Genomic DNA, 18,340 nt, shown 5'->3' with positions numbered 1-18,340 from the left:
CCAGGGGATTATATCTCATGGCCTCATCCGTGTGCAGCAATAATTTCCTTCAGGTTTTCGCTGCTAATGGGTTTAACGATGTAATTCCCTACCACTTCGTATTGGCGGGCCCGTTCCCGGTCTGCCGGATTAATGGAGGAACTGATCACGTAAATGGTCACTTTTTCCCGGTTGTTGTGGGGAATCTGTACAAAGTCGTCCAGGAAATCCCAGCCGTCCTTGATAGGCATATTCAGGTCCAGGAAAATGACAGGTGGCAGGGCCTCGCCCCGCCCCAGTTTCTGAAGCAACCCGTCTATGGCCTCCTGCCCGTCCTGATAAATCAGGATTTGTTCGGAAAAATCCACTTCACTCATCAGGATCTTCATCCCGAACTGGTAGATCGGGTCATCATCGATAATACATACTTCTTTAAACGCTGCAGACATCATTTGGATTTTAAAAATTCAACCGTAAAAGTGGAGCCCTCGTTAACCATGCTGGTTACATGTATTTTACCGCCCATGGATTCGATCTGGTTCTTGGTGATAAACAGGCCAATTCCCTTGGCATCTTTATTGTTGTGAAAGGTTTTATACATCCCGAACAGCTTTCTTTGGTGCCGGGCCATATCAATCCCCAGCCCGTTGTCGGCAATGGTAACCGTTACCGTTTCCCCCGTATCCACGGCACGGATCTCAATGCGATTGGCCTTGTCCGGGTGCCGGTATTTAAGGGCATTCGAAATCAGGTTCAGCAGGATGCTTTCCGCATAAGCGGATACCCCCCTGACTTTAAGGCCGGCAGGGATTTCCATTTGGAGAGTGGTCTGGCTCTGCCGGATTTGGGTGTTCAGGTCTACCAGTACCTTTTCCACAATTTTGGACAGGTTAAGGGCCTTCAGGTTCTCGTTGCGGATCACCTTTACCTGTACCACTTCATTCAGGTGTTCAATGGTTTCGTGCAGCCCGTCTGCGGCCTTGTGCAGCATATTCAGGGCATATTCTTTCTGTCCCTCTTCAATTTTGTCGTTGATAAGCAACTGGGTGAGCATGGAGAGGTTGGTGGCATGGCTGCGGAGGTTGTGGGACACAATGTGTGCAAAGTTTACCAGGCTTTCATTTTGTTTCCCCGTCAGGTCCAGTAAGTGTTTCAGCCGGTTCTCGGCCTCAGTACGGGAGGTAATGTCTACAATCTGTGAGATGAAATGCGACAATTTCCCATGGATGTCTTTAACCCCGGTAACCGTGAGGTAGACGTAGACTATATTTCCGTTTCGATGGATGTAGCGTTTTTCGATCTGGTAGGTTTCCCGCTTCCCTTCCATGACTTCGCCCAGCATTTCCAGGTCTGCATCCAGATCTTCCGGGTGGGTGATCTCCTGGAAAGTTTTGGCCAGCAAGCCTTCCCGGGAATACCCAAGGCTATCGCACAGGCTGGGGTTTGCATCCATAAACCGCCCGTCCATCCCTACCAGGGCCATCCCTACGCGGGAATTCTCGAAGGCCCCTTTCAGGGAGGCTTCGCTCTGTTGTAACTGCAACTGGGTATTGCGCAATTCGGTAATATCCCAGTTTACCCCGAGCATCTTGACCGGTTTCCCATAGGTGTCCTTTACCGTGGTGGCAAAGGCCTTGATCCAACGGATATCCCCGTCCGGCCGCTGGGCGCGGAACATGGTGCTTACGTCTTCTCCCCGTTCCATAGCCTGCCGGACTTTGTTAACGGTAGGGTCCTTATCTTCCAGGAAAGCCACGGCATCCCAGGCCTCACGGGCGCTGGCAAAGTCCTCCCGACGAATGCCGTAGATGGCGTACATATTTGCGTCCCAGATTACCTCTTCGGTAGAGAGGTTATGCTCCCATATGCCAATCCCGGAAGTTTGGGTAGCCATTTGCAGGCGGTGGCTCAGGGCATTGAATTCCAGCTCGGCTTTTTTGCGTTTATCGATATCCTGGAAAGTGCCGGTTAGCCGGACACATTTCCCGTCCAGGAGTTCCGCTTCCCCCTTGGCCCGTACCCAAAGCTCTTTGCCGGTAGCGGTGATGATCTGCAGCTCGGTGTCCCAGCCCTGTCCCTTTTCCATAGCTGTCCCCACCAGGCGCGTGATGGTATCCCGGCTTTCCCCTTCCTTGTAGAAATTAATGCCGGTTTCCAGGTTGGGTTCAAAGTCTTCCGGTACCTCGTGTATTTCTTTAGTGATGCGGGACCAATACATGGTACCCTTAATCAAATCCACTTCCCAGCCCCCAATCCGGGCCACTTCCTGGGCGCGCTCCAGCAGTTCCTCGTTACGCTTTTGGGCGGTGCGATCTTCCAGGATCACGATCAGGCCGTTCACCTCCCCGGCATCGCCCAGCCAGGAATTCACCTTCCACTCATACCAGAAGGCATGGCCCCGGCTATCCACAAAGCGCAGGGTATCAGTGCGATGTTCCACCCCTTCCAGGCAGTAATGAAAATCCAGGTAGAGTTCTTCCGGGAGTTCTGGCATGGTTTCCTTAAAAGGTTTACCTAAAAGGGAATCGGTGTCCGGCACATGCTGTTTCCAGAAATCCGAACAGGCCAGAAAGCGAAGGTTGGCATCTAGAACCGCAATGGGTAATGGGGTGCGCTTAAGCAGTTCCTGGGTAACGACCACGGGACTAAAATTTTATTTAAGGTAAGTAAAAACGTACAAATTAAGGAATTAGATGCGCATCATGACAGATAATTCTGTTAAAATCATTGTCGTGGAGTACTGTTTTTACCGAATACCCTGGTAAAACCCCATCCGGGAAAGGGTTGGAACGCTAATTTCCTGAAGTTTCCCTGTAGTCTTTCAGGGCGGTTTCACTTAGGAGGATATAACCCAGCCATCCAAAGGATACCATAAAGATCAGGCGCTGGAACAGGCCGGTAACCATGGGGAATTCGAACATAGTTGCAGAAAGGACCGTGTCCCAGACTGCCACCAGCGCGGCCAGGAGCGCCTGTTGCCGCTGCTTCAGGATAAAGGCCATAGTCATGGCGAAGCAGGTAAATGCAAACCCTGTGACCTTCGCCAGATGCGAATGTGCCTGGTCTTCCCAGGCGCTAAAGGGCATGGCGGGGTCCGTCGGGGCATGGCTGTAAAAGGCCGTGCCTGTTAATGCCAGTCCGAATACAAGGATCAGGAGCTTCGGAATCCAGTAGGATTTCAGGTAGGCCCAACTGCCCAGGATGCTGCTTGCCCCCAGCAGGACAAAAACCACATTCATGACCCAGGCATGCGGCATGCCCTGCCCGCCCAGTTCACTGGTAGTGTGCTCCAGTATTGAATAGTTCTCTGAGCTGTAAAAAGGAAGAATGAAAATGACCGCCAGCATCAGGGCATAGGCTCCCACATAAAATTTGATACTCCATTGCATTGGGCGCTTTTTAAAAAAGGAATGCCAGCAAGCCAGGATGCCTTCCTTTAAGGCCTAAAGGTCGTTATCGGTTACCGTCAGGGTGTATTCATACCGGTTTTCCTCGGGCTCCATAAAGCCCCATACGGCATCGTCTATAGGGTCCTGGCTGTACACCAGGATAAAATTCTCGTTTTCGGATTGATACAGATTGATACCCGTAAAAAGATAGGAATCTGATGGCGCAATAGCCTGGGTATTGGAGTTCAGGGTAGTGCCAAGGGTCAGTTTGGCCTGGCTCTTCACTTCCACAAACGTATTATCCTGGGTTTTCAAATACAGGTCTGTCCCGGAGCGGTTTTCCAGAATATACCCGGTTTCATACCCGTAGGGCACTATATCTTCTTCGCACTGGGTGGAGAGGAGGAAGGGGATCAGCAGTAAGAGCCAGATTTTTTTCATTTCAAAGATTTCTATATAGACCAGCCTTGGGGTAAAAGGTTGCGTTTGGTGCCAAAATTTCAGGCAGTGGCCTATTCGGTTTCCGGCATCAGAATCCCTATAAAGTACTGGTCATCCAGATATTTCCGGGCTACGGCCTGCAGGTCTGCTGCAGTAAGCTGCTTCAGTTGGCCTTCCAGGCCCACCAGTTCCTCCAGGTTCCGCCCCTCCTGATCGGCCCTCATCAGGTTGCGAATCCAGAACACATTGGTCTTCAGGTCTTCTTTGTGCTTTACCAGATAGGTCTCTTTGACCTTGGCCATGTCTTCCGGGGTTACCCCATCTGTTTTTATTTTTTCTACTTCGGCCAGTGCGGCGGCTACCAGTTTATCCACATTCTCCGGCCCGCAAGGGAAACCGATGCTGAAGGTGAGGTTGGAGAATGAGATCTTACTGAGGGAACCCCTGGCCCCTACGCCATAAACGCCCCCTTCCTCTTCCCGGAGTTTTTCGACGAGCTTAATGGTGAGTACCTCGCCCAGCGCCTTTACCGCCATTTCGGTGTGGCTGTCGTAAGGGATCTCTTCCTCCCAGGTAATGCTGACACTACTTTTGGGATCTGTCCCCTTTTTTACAATGTGTTTCTGGTAGGCGTCCTTTCTCCGGAATGTTGTGGGGACAAAGGCTTCATTGCTGTTTAACCCGGGCAGGGAGGCCAGGTAGGTAACGGCGTACTCCTTCAGCTGGGCTTCATCCACATTGCCGACAAAATAAAAATGGAAATCCCCGGCATCGGCAAAGCGCTGCTGGTAGGTTTCATAAGCCAGGTCGTAGTCCGAAGCATCCAGTTTTTCTACCGTGGGGAACCCGGTGTACCGGGGGTTGCCTTCATTCCGGATTTGCCCCAACTGGTCCTGGAAATAAAACTGGGGGTTGGCCATCAGGTTCCCCAAAAAACTCTTCTGTTTGATCAGGAAGGAGTCAAAGGCTTCCCGGTCTTTGTTCAGGGACGTAAAATACAGGTGCACCATCTGGAAGAGGATTTCCAGGTCCTTCGGGGCGGCCGAACCGGTAAAATTTTCGCTGAAACTGCTGATTCTGGGCGTTACCCGGGCAATCTTCCCGCTCATAAACTTACTCAGGTCCGTTACGGATAACCCGCCTATGCCGGCCTCGGAGAGGCCGTTGTTGGCAAAAACAGTGGCGTGATAGACTTCGTCACTCAACAGGCTGCTGCCTCCCGGGCTAAAGGCTTCAAAAAGCACTTCGTCGTTTTTAAAATCGGTTTTCTTGTAGGTGACTTTGGCCCCGTTACTGAGGGTGTAGGTGGTGGTGTTCAGTGCCGGATTGTTTTCGGTGTCCACAATGGTTCCTGGCACGGGTTCCTCTTCCAGCAGGGCAGCACGGACGCCCTCGTCCTGATAGGGGGCAATCTCCAGGGTTTTCATCGTTTCCAACAGGGTCCTGACCTCGGCCTCCGAGACGGGAGCCCCGCCGTCTTTTTCCGGGCCGGTCATTACAATTACCCGGTTGTTGTCGTGCAGGAAGGAATTGATCAGGGCCCCGACCTCGTTCAGGTTAATGGTGGGCAATAACTGCCGGGTCATATCGAACTCCCAGGCAATGCCCGGGATTGGGTTGTTTTCCAGGTAGTGGTTGATGTACCCGCCAACCAGGCGGTTGCTCTCCATTTTATCCCGATCGTTGTACTGCTTTTCCAGCCGGGATATCAGGCTTTTTTTGGCCCGCTCAAACTCCCCTTGCTGAAAGCCGTATCGCTTTACGCGTTCATTCTCTTCCAGCAGGGCATTCAGGGCTTTCATCTGGCCATCCGGGCTGGTCTGGGCAAAGGATTGATAGGCGTTTTTGGTTCGGGCCAGGGTACCCCCGTAATAGGAAAACCCGAACACAAAAGGCGGGTTGGGCCCATTGCGCAGTTCGTTCAGGCGGTTGTTGATCAGGGTGGAGAACAGGTTTCTGATTAACCGGTCGCGAAAGTCATTCACGGTGGTGATTTGCGGGGCCTGAAAGGGGTCTTTGTAGAGGATGCGCACGCTGGTGAAGGCCGCTTCCTGGTCTGCGGCGATGGCAATAAGGGTTTCTTCGTGGTTGGGGAGCTCATAGGATTCCCTTTTGGCCGGGTTTTCCGGTTTGTCGATCCCGGAAAAGTGTTCCTTGATCTTAGCCTCCAGGGTGGCTACGTCCAGGTCGCCCACGGCCACCACGGCCATTAAATCCGGCCGGTACCAGGTGTGGTAGTAATCGCGTACATCCGAGTAGGAGAAATTTTCCAGGTTCTCTTTGGTGCCAATAGGTAACCGCTCGGCATAGCGGGAGCCGTACATGATCTTGGGCAGGGTTACCTTTTGCATACGCTCTTCGGCCCCCAGCCGCAGCCGCAGCTCTTCCAAAACTACTCCGCGTTCCCCGTCTATGGCTTCTTCGGAAAGGGTGGTCTGGTGTGCCCAGTCTTCCAGGATCTGGAATCCCTTCTCCAGTTTCTCCGGGTCGTCGCTGGGGATAGGCAGGATGTAGACCGTTTCGTCAAAGCTGGTGTAGGCATTTAAATCTGCCCCGAATTTTACCCCTATGCTCTGCAGGTAATCCACCAGGTCGTTCTTCTCAAAATTGGTGGTCCCGTTAAAGTTCATGTGCTCCATAAAGTGGGCCAGCCCCAATTGGCGTTCCGTCTCCATAATGGAACCGGCATTGACCACCAGCCGAAGCTCTACCTTGTCTTCCGGTTTTCCATTGTTCCGAATGTAGTAAGTAAGCCCATTGGGCAGGGTCCCCACTTTAACCTGGGGGTCCACCGGGATGTTTTCTTCCGGGATGTTGCCACTGCCCAGGCCATCGGTCTGGGCCACTACCGGGGTTATTCCGAGGAAGGCAAGGGCGATCAGAAATGCGAATTTTTTCATGCTGTCAGGTTCTTGAACCGGGAATATAAAAATTCATTTTGTAAGAAAAGTATGTAAAATGTGAAAGTTTACTAAATCGCTAGAGGAAGAAAGGTGCCTGAAATTGGAGGTTACCGTAGAAATATCCCTAAAGTGATGCCTATCTAATGTGCTTATGTGGCAACCATCGGAGTACTGTTCAGACTAAATATATCCCAGGTACAACAGGCTAACAATGATGGTATTGTAGAAGCCGTGGCAAAATACCGCATACCAGAGATTCCCGTTGAAGTAAAGCGCAAGGCCATGGTAGGCCATTCCCACTACGAAGGCATTCAGGGCATCGGCGGGGCCGAGCTGTAGGTGATACAGGCCAAAGAGGATCCCGGTGAGCAGAAAGCTTATGCCTTGCCTGTAACGCCCTTTAAAGAACTTTTGCATTTGGGTATATATGAACCCGTGAAATATGATTTCTTCGTACAGTCCGCCTATAATCCATGCCATGATCAGGATCAGGATATAAAACGCCGTGTCCCCCCGCAATTGGTCATACAATTCAACCCGCGTTTCCGGGAAATCGATGAAGGTCTCAAGCAGGGGGAAGAAGAGGAGTTGCATAAAGGCTACAATAGCTATGGCAGCCCCTAAGCCGAAGGGGATGGCCCTCCAGCGGAACCGGGAAAATGCAAAGCCCTGATTCGCAAAAGTGTCCGAATCCATTTTCAGGAAACCCCAAACCATCAGGAGTACAACCAGACTATACGTATTGAACGGCAGCGGCCACAGATGTGGCAGGACCACAGCGGTGAGCATAACGAGTAAGCGGAGGAGGTTTTTCAAACGAATTCCAAGGCGTTAGGTTCTTGTAAATATGTCCATTCTGTTGCCAAAATGCCCATTTATCTGTGATTTAATGCCAAAAAAGGGCCATTAATAGTGTGCGCTTACACGGATTCGGGGCAGGTATAAGTGGGCTTATGATTAAAGACTTGAATCCCTTCACGGAGTTACGCCTCTGTTATTTCTGGCCAGCCACCTCTTAGCGGAAATACCTGCCGGGATGTAGCCTGCCCTCAGGGTTTAGTTTCCAATGCCCTGAAGCTCCTGCCGGATCTGGGCTTGAATGTTATCAATGGTTGCGAGGATACTTTGGATGCGCTCCAGACCACTGCCGTAATTGTCGCGATTCATGATAAGAATCCTACGGGCCTTGGTGTCCTGCAGGAAGATTTGAAAATCCTTGACCACTACATAACTTTTGTATTTAAAGTCCCTGGCCTGTTCCAGCATCACCGGGTTCCAATCGGAATTAAAAGTAACTTCCAAATCTGCGATGGATTTTTTGGCATGCTGGGCCTGATCGTCGTAGTAGGTGCCCAGGTCAATGCGCAGCTTTTTGTTGGAAATCAGGTCCAGGCCTTTGGATTTGATTACTTCGTAGGCGTTGGTTAACGGTTGGAAACGATCGAACTGCACAATATCGCCCAGCCAGAATTTAAGGCTGTCCGCCTGCGCTTCATCCCAGTTGCCATTCAGCAGTTTATCCGAGGAGGCAACGGCACGCTTAAAATTATGGGCAATTTCCGTAAGGTTCTCTTGGTCCTTAACCAGGTTGGCCTGGATCTGCTCCAGGATTTCCCTTTCGAATTCCCGGTTTTTGCGGGCTTCGTTCCATTCATTGATCTGCAGGGCAATCAGGATCCCAATGACCACCAACACAATTTCCCCTATGGCATAGAGCAGGTATTTCGAGAAGCGGTTCTCGGTGAGGAGCTGTTTTCGGAGGCGGCGGAAGAAAGAAAGCATAAGAGGAAGGTACAGAATTCCGATTGAAATTTTAGTACTTTGGAAGGAGATGGTAAAACAAGCAACTACCCAATCCAACCGCCTATGACATCCAGATCCCATACCCGCAGAAATGCCTTAAAGACCGGTTTTGCAGCTGCCCTGGGCCTGAGTTCCGGCTTGGCCTTTTCCCGTTCGGATTCCCGGCCCGTAAGAAAAGGGTTTAAGCATACCCTGCCATTCCGGGTAAGCCTGAACACCTCTACCCTGATGGCCTATGAATTGCCGGTGGACCAGCAGATAGACCTCATAACCGCAGCGGGTTTTGACGGCACTGAACTCTGGATGCGGGATATCCAGGCTTATTTGGAAAAGGGCGGGAAGGCAGCAGACCTGAAGGAAAAACTGGAGGCCGGGAACCTGGTTTTGGAGAACATCATCGGGTTTTCCCAGTGGTGTAATGACGACCCTGAGATCCGCAAGGAAGCCCTGGAGGTGTTGCAAAAGGAAATGGAGGTCATTGCCGCCCTGGGCGGGGGGTACATTGCCACCCCGGTGATGGGGGTGCCCCAGCTTGACCCGGCCCGATTTGATGCCTATGCGGAGCGCTACCGCAGCATTCTGGATCTGGGGGAGCAGACCGGGGTGTACCCCCTGCTGGAACTCTGGGGCATGGGTGCTTTACACCGGGTTTCGGACGCAGCCCAAATCGCTATGGCAACTGGCCACCCCCGGGCGGCCCTGTTGCTGGATATCTACCACGTACACCGGGGCGGGAATTCCTGGGACACCGTAGATATGCTGAATGGCGCCCGCATGCCTGTGATCCATATGAATGACTACCCGGCCACCCCGGCCTGGGATGCCCTTACGGATGCAGACCGGGTCCTGCCCGGGGAGGGTTCATGCCCGTTCCAAACCGTTATTCCCAAGCTTTACCACGCCGGCTTCCGGGGCGCGTTTTCAGTGGAGCTTTTCAACAAAGGCTATTGGTCCCAATGGGATGCCCGCGAAATGCTGGCACAGAGCTATGCCCGTACCGTGGAGGTATTGGCGCAGGCGATGGAGGGGGTGAATCGGTAAGAGGAACGTACAGGTGCCTATTTCCTGGAGCGCTAAGATTCATTCAGGGTACTCTGAAAACTAGGAATGGCTCTTCGGGAGGTAACCTAATTCCACAAGCTCTGTATGGGCTTTAACTTCACGCAAGTGCCCATCTTTCAAAAGGAGCATGCGGTCGGAAAGTTTGATGATATTGACGTAATCGTGATCTGAGATAATGATCCCTTTCTGCGGGGTGAGTTGACGGATATACTCACAGATATAGTCGCGTAAGACAGGACTCAATCCATTGAAAGGCTCATCCAGGAGTAAGAAATCGGCTTTGGAGTGGAGGAGCAAAAGGATCTCGACAATTCTGCGCTCCCCCCCGGATAAGTCACCATTCTTTTTGTACAGCAGGGGTTTTATGTAATCGTGTTCCAAAATGCCTTGGCGGTGCTGCGGCTCCAGGAATAAGTCTATGAGTTTTTGAATGCGTACCCCGTTGGGCATAAAGTTTTCCTGAGGGAGGTAGTTGATAAGCTTTCTGCCGTCGGTGATATTTCGGACAATCCGGCTTCCTGCGCGAACGAATTTCTGGTCCGCTTTCTCGGATCCAAAAATGATTTTGAGCAAAGTGGATTTACCCATGCCATTCCGTCCTAAAAGGCCCACGATCTCCCCCTGGTTACAGGTTAGGTAGATGTCGCTAAGAATAACCCTGTTTTGAAACGACTTCCGTATAGAATCTACATGTAGGGTTTTCATGCCAGATAGGAGATTAGCAGCAGAATCAGGCCAAGCCCCAGAGTGGAGGCCCAAAGCAAGACCGGGCTGAACCCCAGGTTGTAATAGTAATAATACGCTTCAGGCCGTTTGTGATTATAAGTCCAGTAGTGAAGACCAAGGGACAGGAATAAAACCGAGTACCCAGAGAATTGGAAATGGCCGCCGGACAGGAATAGGACAGGGATGGAAAGTACAAGGGCCAGGGGAAGGATTCGCCTTTGAAATAATGCAATGATCTTAAGGGATTTCAGGAAGGGCATTATTTTTTAGGGATGGATCCTTTCAAATATACCGCTTAAAACATTTTTAGGGGAATACCTGGAGGTCGGATAGAGCGTCTGTGTGCAGTGGACGGGATTGATTTCCTCGCTTTGCTCGGAAATCGGCCCAAGGGGTGGCCAGCTGAGAAGCGTGGCCGAGCCCTTCCGGCTGCTTTGCAGCCGGCGGTTCCTTTTCTTTTAGCTGCGTCAGCAAGCGAGCTTGCACGCAGCTAAATGAAAAAACCCTCCGCACTTGCGTGCGAAGGGCTCTGCTTCTCAGCGGTCTGGACGGGACTCGAACCCGCGACCCCCTGCGTGACAGGCAGGTATTCTAACCAACTGAACTACCAGACCAAGTTTCCAACCCGAAGGTGACTAACGACAGTTAGTTTTAAGGAAATTGTCGGCGCTTTTTCTTCAAAAGCGTGGGCAAATATACGCTACTATTTCAATCCCGCAAACAAAAACGGCATTTTTAGGGCCGGATTTCAGACAAAGCGCTGGCGCTCCACCAAAAAGGTATTGAAGACCCGGGCAAAGGGCTCCGCAATGTCTACCCCCACGTACTTGATACCGTATCGGGCGCTGATCAGTTTCAGGTTTTTCACATACTCCGCAAGGGCCTCGCGGTAGGCGTCCCGAACCGCTTCTGGGTAGAGATCTACGGCCTGCCCGCTTTCCACATCCACAAACTTCCGGGGTATGTTTTCGAAGTCGAAATCCAGCTCGGAGGCCTTATCGGTTACATGAAAGACAATCACCTCGTGCTTGTTGTATTTCAGGTGGCGCAGGGCATCGAAGAGCACTTCGTCTTCTACCCGGTCCTGGAAGAGGTCGGAAAAGAGGACCACTAGGCTGCGGCGCTTGAGCTTTTCGGCAATCAGGTGGAGGTGAGTATGCAGGTCTGTGCCCGCGTTGTGCTGGGGTTCAGATCCAATGCGCCCCAGGGCGTTAAAGAGCATCTGGTAGTGGCGTTCGCTCCCTTTTTCCGGGGCATAGTAGGGGTAGGTGTCCGAAAAGACGCTGAGCCCCACCGCATCCCGTTGTTTTTTGAGCAGCTGCATCAGGGCGGCCGCTGCCAGTACGGAAAAGCCCATTTTGTTGAGGTGGTCCAGCCCCTGGTTGGCCACGGAAGGGTAGTACATGGAAGCGGAATGGTCTACCACCAGGTGGCAGCGCAGGTTGGTTTCCTCTTCGTACCGTTTGGTGAAGAGCTTGTCGGTTTTGGCAAAGAGTTTCCAGTCGATGTGCTTGGTGCTTTCGCCCGGGTTGTAAATTTTGTGTTCGGCGAATTCTGCCGAATACCCGTGGAAGGGGCTTTTGTGGATGCCGCTGATATAGCCCTCCACTACCTGCCGCGCCAGGAGGGGCAGGTTTTCAAAGAGGGGGGCTTTATGGAGTTCGCCTTGCAGGTCCATGCCTTAAAGATACAAAAGCCGGGGCGGTGGGCATGAAAAAACCCCGGCCATGCCGGGGTTTGGGAGGTGTATATTTTCAAAGGCTTACATGGCCGCCTCCAGGGCGTCCGCATAGACCTTCTTGGGGCTGACGCCAACCTGGCGGTTTACGATTTCCCCGTCTTTGAATACCAGTACGGTAGGGATGTTGCGCACGCCGTATTTGGCGGCAAACTGCATGTGGACGTCTACATCCACCTTCCCGACTACGGCCTTGCCGTCGTATTCCTGACTGAGTTCCTCAATGATCGGACCTACCATCCGGCAGGGGCCGCACCAGGCTGCCCAAAAATCCACGAGGACCGGTTTATCGCTTTTCAGTACTACTTCGTCAAAAGTAGCATCGGTGATTTCTAAAGCCATTATAAATCAGATTTTGTTTCGTGCAAAGTTAGTCAATATTTCCACCGAAACCTTACCGATACGGCATTCGTTTTCCCTATCCGCAGATCGAGGTAAACTATTCAAGCCCCGGAGTATCAGCCGGATGCAAATCAGTTCAGTTTGTAGTGTACTTCCTGGGCTTTCAGGTTGTCCAGGAGTTCGGCCGTGATGTGCACTTTTTGTTTACGGCTGGCCAGGTTTACCTTGATCGCTTCTTCAGGCTGGTAGACCACAAAGTTCAGGGGGTGCTGCCCCTTAAAAGAGCGCAGGGTATCCTTCAGGGTCTGGATGCGGCCTTCCTGCAGTTGGTTGATGTCCAGCTGTATGGTCAGCTTTTTGGCGTAGGCCTCCATCACGTCCTGCAGCAGCATCACCTGGTTGTACTGCAGGCGGGGCTCGCCTGTGGCCCCGGTATCCCGGTTGGTCCACCCCTCCCGGATAAAGACCTTCAGGTACACAAAGGCATTAATGGTGAAGAAATGCCGGAATTTCAGGTAGTCCTCCCCGAAAATCCGGAAATCCCGGCTGTCCGAGTAATCTTCCAGGGTAAAAATCCCCCACCCCTTTCCGTTCTTGGAAACCCGGTGCTGCACATCGGTGATGACCCCGGCCAGGGAAAGCTCGCGGTTAATGAAGGGCTGCAGGTCCTGCAGGTCCTGTACCTGGGCGTTGCAGAAGCACTGCATTTCCGTATTGAAGTCGTCCAGGGGGTGGCCGGAAATATAAATGCCCACCACTTCCTTTTCCCGCTTTAGGGTCTCCATGGTGCCCCAGGATTCGCAGGGCGGGATTTCCGGTTCGGCAATCTGCACCTCGCTATTGCCCCCGAAAAGGCTCACCTGGGAGGAATTCTCGCTTTCCTGAAAGCGCGCCCCGAAGCGGATCACTTTTTCCAGGAAGCTCACCCCGTCCGGGCCGGTGTGGAAGAACTGGGCGCGGTGGGCTTCCCCCAGGGAGTCAAAGCCCCCGGCCAGGGCCAGGTTTTCGAATGCTTTTTTGTTGGCCGCCCTTAAGTCTACGCGTTTGGCCAGGTCAAAGATGGAGCGGTAGGGCCCGTCTTCCTTCCGTTTCTCCACAATGGCTTCCACGGCAGAGCGGCCCACGCCTTTGATGGCCCCCATGCCGAAGCGCACCTGGTTTTCCTTGTTTACGGCAAATTTGTAGTAGGATTCATTTACGTCCGGCCCCAGTACATCCAGCCCCATGCGACGGCATTCTTCCATAAAGAAGGTCACCTGCTTGATGTCGTTCATGTTGTTGGAAAGTACGGCCGCCATATATTCGGCAGGGTAGTGGGCCTTCAGGTAGGCGGTCTGGTAGGCAATATAGGCGTAGCAGGTAGAGTGGCTCTTGTTGAAGGCGTAAGAAGCAAAGGCTTCCCAATCCTTCCAGATTTTTTCCAAAACGTCCCTGGGATGGCCGTTGGCCACGCCCCCGTCCAGGAATTTGGGCTGGAGTTTCTGCAGCAGGGCAAAGATCTTTTTCCCCATGGCTTTGCGCAGTACGTCCGCCTCGCCCTTGGTAAACCCGGCCAGCTTTTGGGAGAGCAGCATCACCTGCTCCTGGTAGACCGTGATCCCGTAGGTTTCCTTCAGGAATTCCTCCATCTCCGGTAGGTCGTAAGTGATCTCTTCCCGCCCGTGCTTCCGGGCCACAAAGCTGGGGATGTATTCCATGGGCCCGGGGCGGTAGAGGGCATTCATGGCTATCAGGTCGTCAAAAATCGAGGGCTTGAGCTCCTTCAGGTACTTCTGCATCCCGGGGGATTCGTACTGGAAGATCCCTACGGTCTCCCCCCGCTGGAACAACTCATAGGTGGCTTCGTCGTCCAGGGGAAAGTCGTCCGGCACCAGTTCAATGCCCAGGCGCGCCTTCACGATCTTAACGGTGTCCTTGATCAGGGTCAGGGTCTTCAGCCCCAGGAAGTCCATTTTGAGCAGCCCGGCGCTCTCCACGACGGAGTTGTCGAACTGGGTCACATACAGTTCGGAATCCTTGGCTGTGGCCACGGGCACAAAATTGGTGATGTCGTCCGGGGTAATAATCACCCCGCAGGCGTGGATGCCCGTGTTGCGCAGGGAGCCTTCCAGCACCCGCGCCATGTTTACGGTCTGGGCCTCCAGGTCTTCCCCTTCGGCAATATTCAGCAGCTGGTTTACCTTTTCCAGTTCGTCTGAACGGAATTTTTTCCTGAGGTCTGCCTCGGGCACCCCGAAAATCTTGCCCAGTTTGGACATGTTCGGGATCAGCTTGGCAATGCGGTCCGCATCCCCCAGGGGCAGGTCCAGCACCCGGGCCGTATCCCGGATGGAAGACTTGGCGGCCATGGTGCCGTAAGTGATGATCTGGGCCACCTGGTTGGCACCGTATTTTCCGATCACGTAATCCATTACCCGGGAGCGGCCCTCGTCGTCGAAGTCGATGTCGATATCGGGCATGGACACCCGGTCCGGATTCAGAAAGCGCTCAAAAAGCAGGTCGTATTTCAGGGGGTCAATGTTGGTGATGCCCAGGCAATAGGCCACTACCGATCCCGCGGCCGATCCCCGCCCCGGCCCGACGGAAACGCCCATATTGCGCGCTTCCCGTATAAAGTCTTCCACAATCAGGAAGTAGCCCGGGTAGCCGGAATTCTCAATGGTGGCCAGCTCAAAGTCCACCCGTTCGCGGATGGCGTCGGTGATATCCCCGTAACGCCGTTCGGCCCCCTGGTAGGTAATATGGCGCAGGTAGGCATTTTCCCCCCGTTTCCCCCCGTCCTTTTCGTCTTGGGCTACCTTGAAATTGTCCGGGATTTCAAACTTGGGCAGGAGCACATCACGGGCCAGGTCAAAAGGTTCGATCTTCTCCACAATCTCGGCCACGGAGAGAATACTCTCCGGCAGGTCGCTGAAGAGCTCCTTCATGGCCTGGGAAGACTTGAAGTAGTATTCCTGGTTGGGCAGGCCAAAGCGGTACCCCCGGCCGCGGCCAATGGGGGTGGCCTGTTTCTCGCCCTCCTTGACGCAGAGCAGGATGTCGTGGGCTTCCGCGTCTTCCTTGTCGCAGTAATAGGTATTGTTGGTGGCCACCAGGGAAACGCCGTGTTTACGGGCCAGGGCCACCAGGGTCTGGTTGGCGCGGTCTTCGTCTTCCTGCCCGTGGCGCATCAGTTCCACATAGAGGTCTTCCCCAAAGCGCTCCTTCCACCAGAGCAGGGCTTCCTCCGCCTGTTTTTCCCCCACGTTAAGCACCTTGGAGGGCACTTCCCCGTACAGGTTCCCGGTCAGGACAATCAGGTCGTCCTTGTAGGTTTCCACCACGTCCCGATCTATGCGGGGTACGTAATAGAACCCCTCGGTATAGGCGATGGAAGACATCTTGGCCAGGTTCTGGTATCCGTTTTTGTTTTTGGCCAGCATCACTACCTGGTAGCCGTAATCCTTGACCGATTTGTTGTGCCGGTCTTCGCACACAAAGAATTCGCATCCCAGGATGGGCACCAGCCCGGTTTTCCCTGCTGCCCGGTCTTCTTCGGTAAGCCCCGCATTGTAGGCCTTTACCTCCTTCACGAAATGGAAGGCCCCCATCATGTTGGCGTGGTCCGTAAGGGCTACGGCAGGCATGTTGTGGCGGGCTGCCGCCCCTACCAGGTCCCGGATGCGGATGGTAGATTGCAATACCGAAAACTGGCTGTGGTTGTGCAGGTGGGCAAAGGGGGCGTCCGCCAGCACTTTTTCGTTTTCCCGCAACTCTTCCCGGCTTACATCCGGCTGGTCCGAAGCGGCCTGGGCTTGCAATTTGCGGGAGGCCTCTTTCAGGTTAAGGTGTTTTAGCCCGATGGGGGCAATCACCCCCGGGTTGGCGGCTTCAAATTCGCGGAAGTACTCGGGGCCTGCACCCAGGTCCGTTGCGCTGAACGCGCGCTGGCGCACCAATTCCAGGAAACAACGGGCTGTGGCCTCCACATCTGCCGTAGCGTTGTGCGCCTCCTCAAAGGGCTCCCCGAAGAGATGCTGGTGCAGTTCTGTCAGGGTGGGCAGTTTGAATTTGCCCCCGCGGCCACCAGGCAGGCGGCAAAGTTCGGCGGTATCTTCTGTACAGGTGTCCAGCACCGGCATGGATTCCAGGGGGTTTTCCCGCCCGGCCCTCAGGAATTCCGCCCCCATAATATTGATGTCGAAGCCCACGTTCTGCCCCACCAGGTAGGTGGTGCGGCTCATGGCCTCGCGGAAAGCCTCCAGGACATCGTTCAGGGGGAGTCCCTGTTGGGCAGCCAGTTCGGTGGAGATGCCGTGGATTTGTTCGGCATCGTAGGGGATGTTGAACCCCTCCGGTTGTACCAGGGCGTCGTACTGCTCCAGCAATGCGCCGTCCGGGCCGTGCAGTTGCCAGGCAATCTGCACACAGCGGGGCCAGTTGTCCGTGTCGCTCACCGGGGCGTCCCAGCGTTTCGGAAGGCCGGTGGTTTCCGTATCGAAAATCAGGTACATCTGCTGAGGCGGGATTAATGAGGGTTAAAAATATGGAAATGCCCCCATGGAGTAAAGGGCATTTTTTCAGGAGTTATCAACGAATAAAAAAACCCGGCCGGAGCCGGGTTCTTTCTCTTGGAATTTGTCGGTTTAGGAAGTCAGGGTTTCATACATCCGCGCCGTGTTCAGGGAAGCCTGAATGGCATCCCGGTGGCGGGCCAGCATGCGTTCGGTGCTGGGTGGCAAGGTGACTTCGGTGTCTTTCAGCATCTCATTGTACTGTTCCAGGCTGGCTTTTTCGCCCCGCTCTACCTCTTCCAGGATCCGGGAGGTCTGGTTACTGCTCAGGGCGGCGGTAAGCTGCATCCAGCTGCGGTGTACGTCTCCTTTCAGGCTGCCGTCTTTTTCCGGCAATTTGCCAAATTCGCGGATTTCGTCCTTCAGCTCGTGGCCAAAGGCATTACGCTGCTTTACCTTGTCCTGCAGGAAGGCTTTGACCTCGGGGGTGTCCACCTTTTCCGCGGCCAGGCCAAAGCCTTTTTCCGCATCATATGTTTTTTCCAGTAAGTCGTTGAGTTGGTTCGAAATTTTTTCAGAATACGTCATATTATCTCGCTTCATTTTTAAAGTCTACAGGGTTGCCGGCTCTCGGCAACGCATCTATAGTATAAGAAATAAAAAGCTGAAAATCAAATATTTAACATCTTTTAATAGGGCTTTAACAACCTGGGGCGCTGTGGTGGGTCCAAAATTTCGGCCGGAGGGTCTGAAGAACTCAAAAAAGTAGCTTATATTTGCACCCGCTTTTGATTGAAAGCCAGAAGGGTGAACAACGCTACCCGCGTTGTAACCGGAATTAATAACCGGGGTCGGGTACCCCATCTAAATTAATGTGATATGCCCGTTAGAATCAGACTTCAAAGACACGGTAAGAAAGGAAAACCCTTTTACTGGATTGTTGCCGCCGATGCGCGTTCCAAGCGCGATGGCCGATTCCTGGAGAAACTGGGAATCTACAACCCCAACACCAACCCCGCTACGATTGACCTGGACGTAGACCAGAGTGTTCAGTGGCTCGACAACGGGGCCCAGCCTTCCGAAACCGCCCGCCGCATCCTCTCCTACAAGGGAGTGCTGCTGAAGCACCACCTGAAAGCCGGGGTTCGCAAAGGCGCCCTCACCGAAGAGGAGGCCGAGAAGAAATTCGAGGCATGGCTGGATGAAAAGGCCCAGAAGATCGAGGCCAAATCCCAGGGGCTGGCACAAGCCAAGGCCGACGCCAAAGCCAAGGCTCTGGAAGCCGAGAAAGAGGTGAACGAGAAGCGTGCCCAGGCTGCCGCTGCCGAGGCTGAGGCCGAGGTTGCTGCCGAAGCGGCCGAAGAAGCCGTAGCCGAAGCTGCCCCTGAGGCAGAAGCTGCTGCCGAAGCGGCCGAGGAAGCTCCTGCTCAGGAAGAGGAAGCTGCCAGCACCGAAGAAGAATAA

Annotated in this window: 14 protein-coding genes and 1 tRNA gene; 2 read left to right on the top strand and 13 right to left on the bottom strand. The window is 53.5% G+C overall.

Annotated elements, in window-relative coordinates:
* Positions 1-23: 23 nt before the first annotated feature.
* From OZ410_RS02405 to OZ410_RS02375, 7 genes are all read right to left on the bottom strand, one after another.
* Positions 24-431: a response regulator gene (locus OZ410_RS02405; RefSeq protein WP_277706310.1), complete on the bottom strand. Its 408-nt coding sequence runs from the start codon at positions 429-431 to the stop codon at positions 24-26.
* Positions 428-2,620, bottom strand: a complete 2,193-nt coding sequence (locus OZ410_RS02400; protein ID WP_277706309.1) for a PAS domain-containing sensor histidine kinase — start codon at positions 2,618-2,620, stop codon at positions 428-430. The genes OZ410_RS02405 and OZ410_RS02400 overlap by 4 nt, the downstream gene beginning before the upstream one ends.
* 151 nt (positions 2,621-2,771) lie before the next feature.
* On the bottom strand, positions 2,772-3,368 hold the full coding sequence (locus tag OZ410_RS02395) for a DUF998 domain-containing protein (RefSeq protein ID WP_277706308.1): 597 nt from the start codon (positions 3,366-3,368) through the stop codon (positions 2,772-2,774).
* Between the two features lie 54 nt (positions 3,369-3,422).
* A complete protein-coding gene (locus OZ410_RS02390) occupies positions 3,423-3,809 on the bottom strand; it encodes a hypothetical protein (protein WP_277706307.1) in 387 nt (128 codons plus the stop codon).
* A 71-nt stretch (positions 3,810-3,880) separates the two neighbouring features.
* The gene (locus OZ410_RS02385; RefSeq protein ID WP_277706306.1) at positions 3,881-6,709 is read right to left on the bottom strand and encodes a M16 family metallopeptidase; all 2,829 of its coding nucleotides are present in this window, start codon (positions 6,707-6,709) and stop codon (positions 3,881-3,883) included.
* Between the two features lie 183 nt (positions 6,710-6,892).
* Entirely contained in the window at positions 6,893-7,528 is a 636-nt protein-coding gene (locus tag OZ410_RS02380) for a CPBP family intramembrane glutamic endopeptidase (RefSeq protein WP_277706305.1), read from the bottom strand.
* A 240-nt stretch (positions 7,529-7,768) separates the two neighbouring features.
* Positions 7,769-8,494, bottom strand: coding sequence for a DUF6090 family protein (locus OZ410_RS02375; RefSeq protein WP_277706304.1), 726 nt, complete (start codon positions 8,492-8,494; stop codon positions 7,769-7,771).
* A gap of 84 nt (positions 8,495-8,578) precedes the next feature.
* Between OZ410_RS02375 and OZ410_RS02370 the strand changes: the two genes are divergently transcribed.
* The gene (locus OZ410_RS02370) at positions 8,579-9,556 is read left to right on the top strand and encodes a sugar phosphate isomerase/epimerase family protein (protein WP_277706303.1); all 978 of its coding nucleotides are present in this window, start codon (positions 8,579-8,581) and stop codon (positions 9,554-9,556) included.
* 60 nt (positions 9,557-9,616) lie between these two features.
* On the opposite strand, the gene OZ410_RS02365 is transcribed toward OZ410_RS02370, so the two are convergent.
* The 6 genes from OZ410_RS02365 to OZ410_RS02340 all read right to left on the bottom strand — a co-directional run bounded on the left by OZ410_RS02365 (position 9,617) and on the right by OZ410_RS02340 (position 17,479).
* Positions 9,617-10,282 carry an ATP-binding cassette domain-containing protein gene (locus OZ410_RS02365; protein WP_277706302.1) on the bottom strand — a complete coding sequence of 222 codons (666 nt, stop codon included), beginning with the start codon at positions 10,280-10,282 and terminating at the stop codon, positions 9,617-9,619.
* A gap of 561 nt (positions 10,283-10,843) precedes the next feature.
* Positions 10,844-10,917: transfer RNA gene (locus OZ410_RS02360), tRNA-Asp, on the bottom strand.
* A gap of 134 nt (positions 10,918-11,051) precedes the next feature.
* Entirely contained in the window at positions 11,052-11,981 is a 930-nt protein-coding gene (locus tag OZ410_RS02355; protein WP_277706301.1) for a DUF58 domain-containing protein, read from the bottom strand.
* A gap of 84 nt (positions 11,982-12,065) precedes the next feature.
* Positions 12,066-12,383: a thioredoxin gene (gene trxA / locus OZ410_RS02350; RefSeq protein WP_277706300.1), complete on the bottom strand. Its 318-nt coding sequence runs from the start codon at positions 12,381-12,383 to the stop codon at positions 12,066-12,068.
* Positions 12,384-12,514: 131 nt separating this feature from the next.
* Positions 12,515-16,876 (bottom strand): DNA polymerase III subunit alpha, encoded by a 4,362-nt coding sequence (gene dnaE, locus OZ410_RS02345; RefSeq protein WP_277706299.1) that lies wholly within the window; start codon positions 16,874-16,876, stop codon positions 12,515-12,517.
* Between the two features lie 132 nt (positions 16,877-17,008).
* On the bottom strand, positions 17,009-17,479 hold the full coding sequence (locus OZ410_RS02340) for a ferritin-like domain-containing protein (RefSeq protein ID WP_277706298.1): 471 nt from the start codon (positions 17,477-17,479) through the stop codon (positions 17,009-17,011).
* Positions 17,480-17,755: 276 nt separating this feature from the next.
* Between OZ410_RS02340 and OZ410_RS02335 the strand changes: the two genes are divergently transcribed.
* The gene (locus tag OZ410_RS02335) at positions 17,756-18,340 is read left to right on the top strand and encodes a 30S ribosomal protein S16 (RefSeq protein WP_277706297.1); all 585 of its coding nucleotides are present in this window, start codon (positions 17,756-17,758) and stop codon (positions 18,338-18,340) included.

Source organism: Robiginitalea aestuariiviva (assembly GCF_029537735.1).
Taxonomy (GTDB): domain Bacteria; phylum Bacteroidota; class Bacteroidia; order Flavobacteriales; family Flavobacteriaceae; genus Robiginitalea; species Robiginitalea aestuariiviva.
This window is presented reverse-complemented; position numbering and strand designations above follow the sequence as displayed.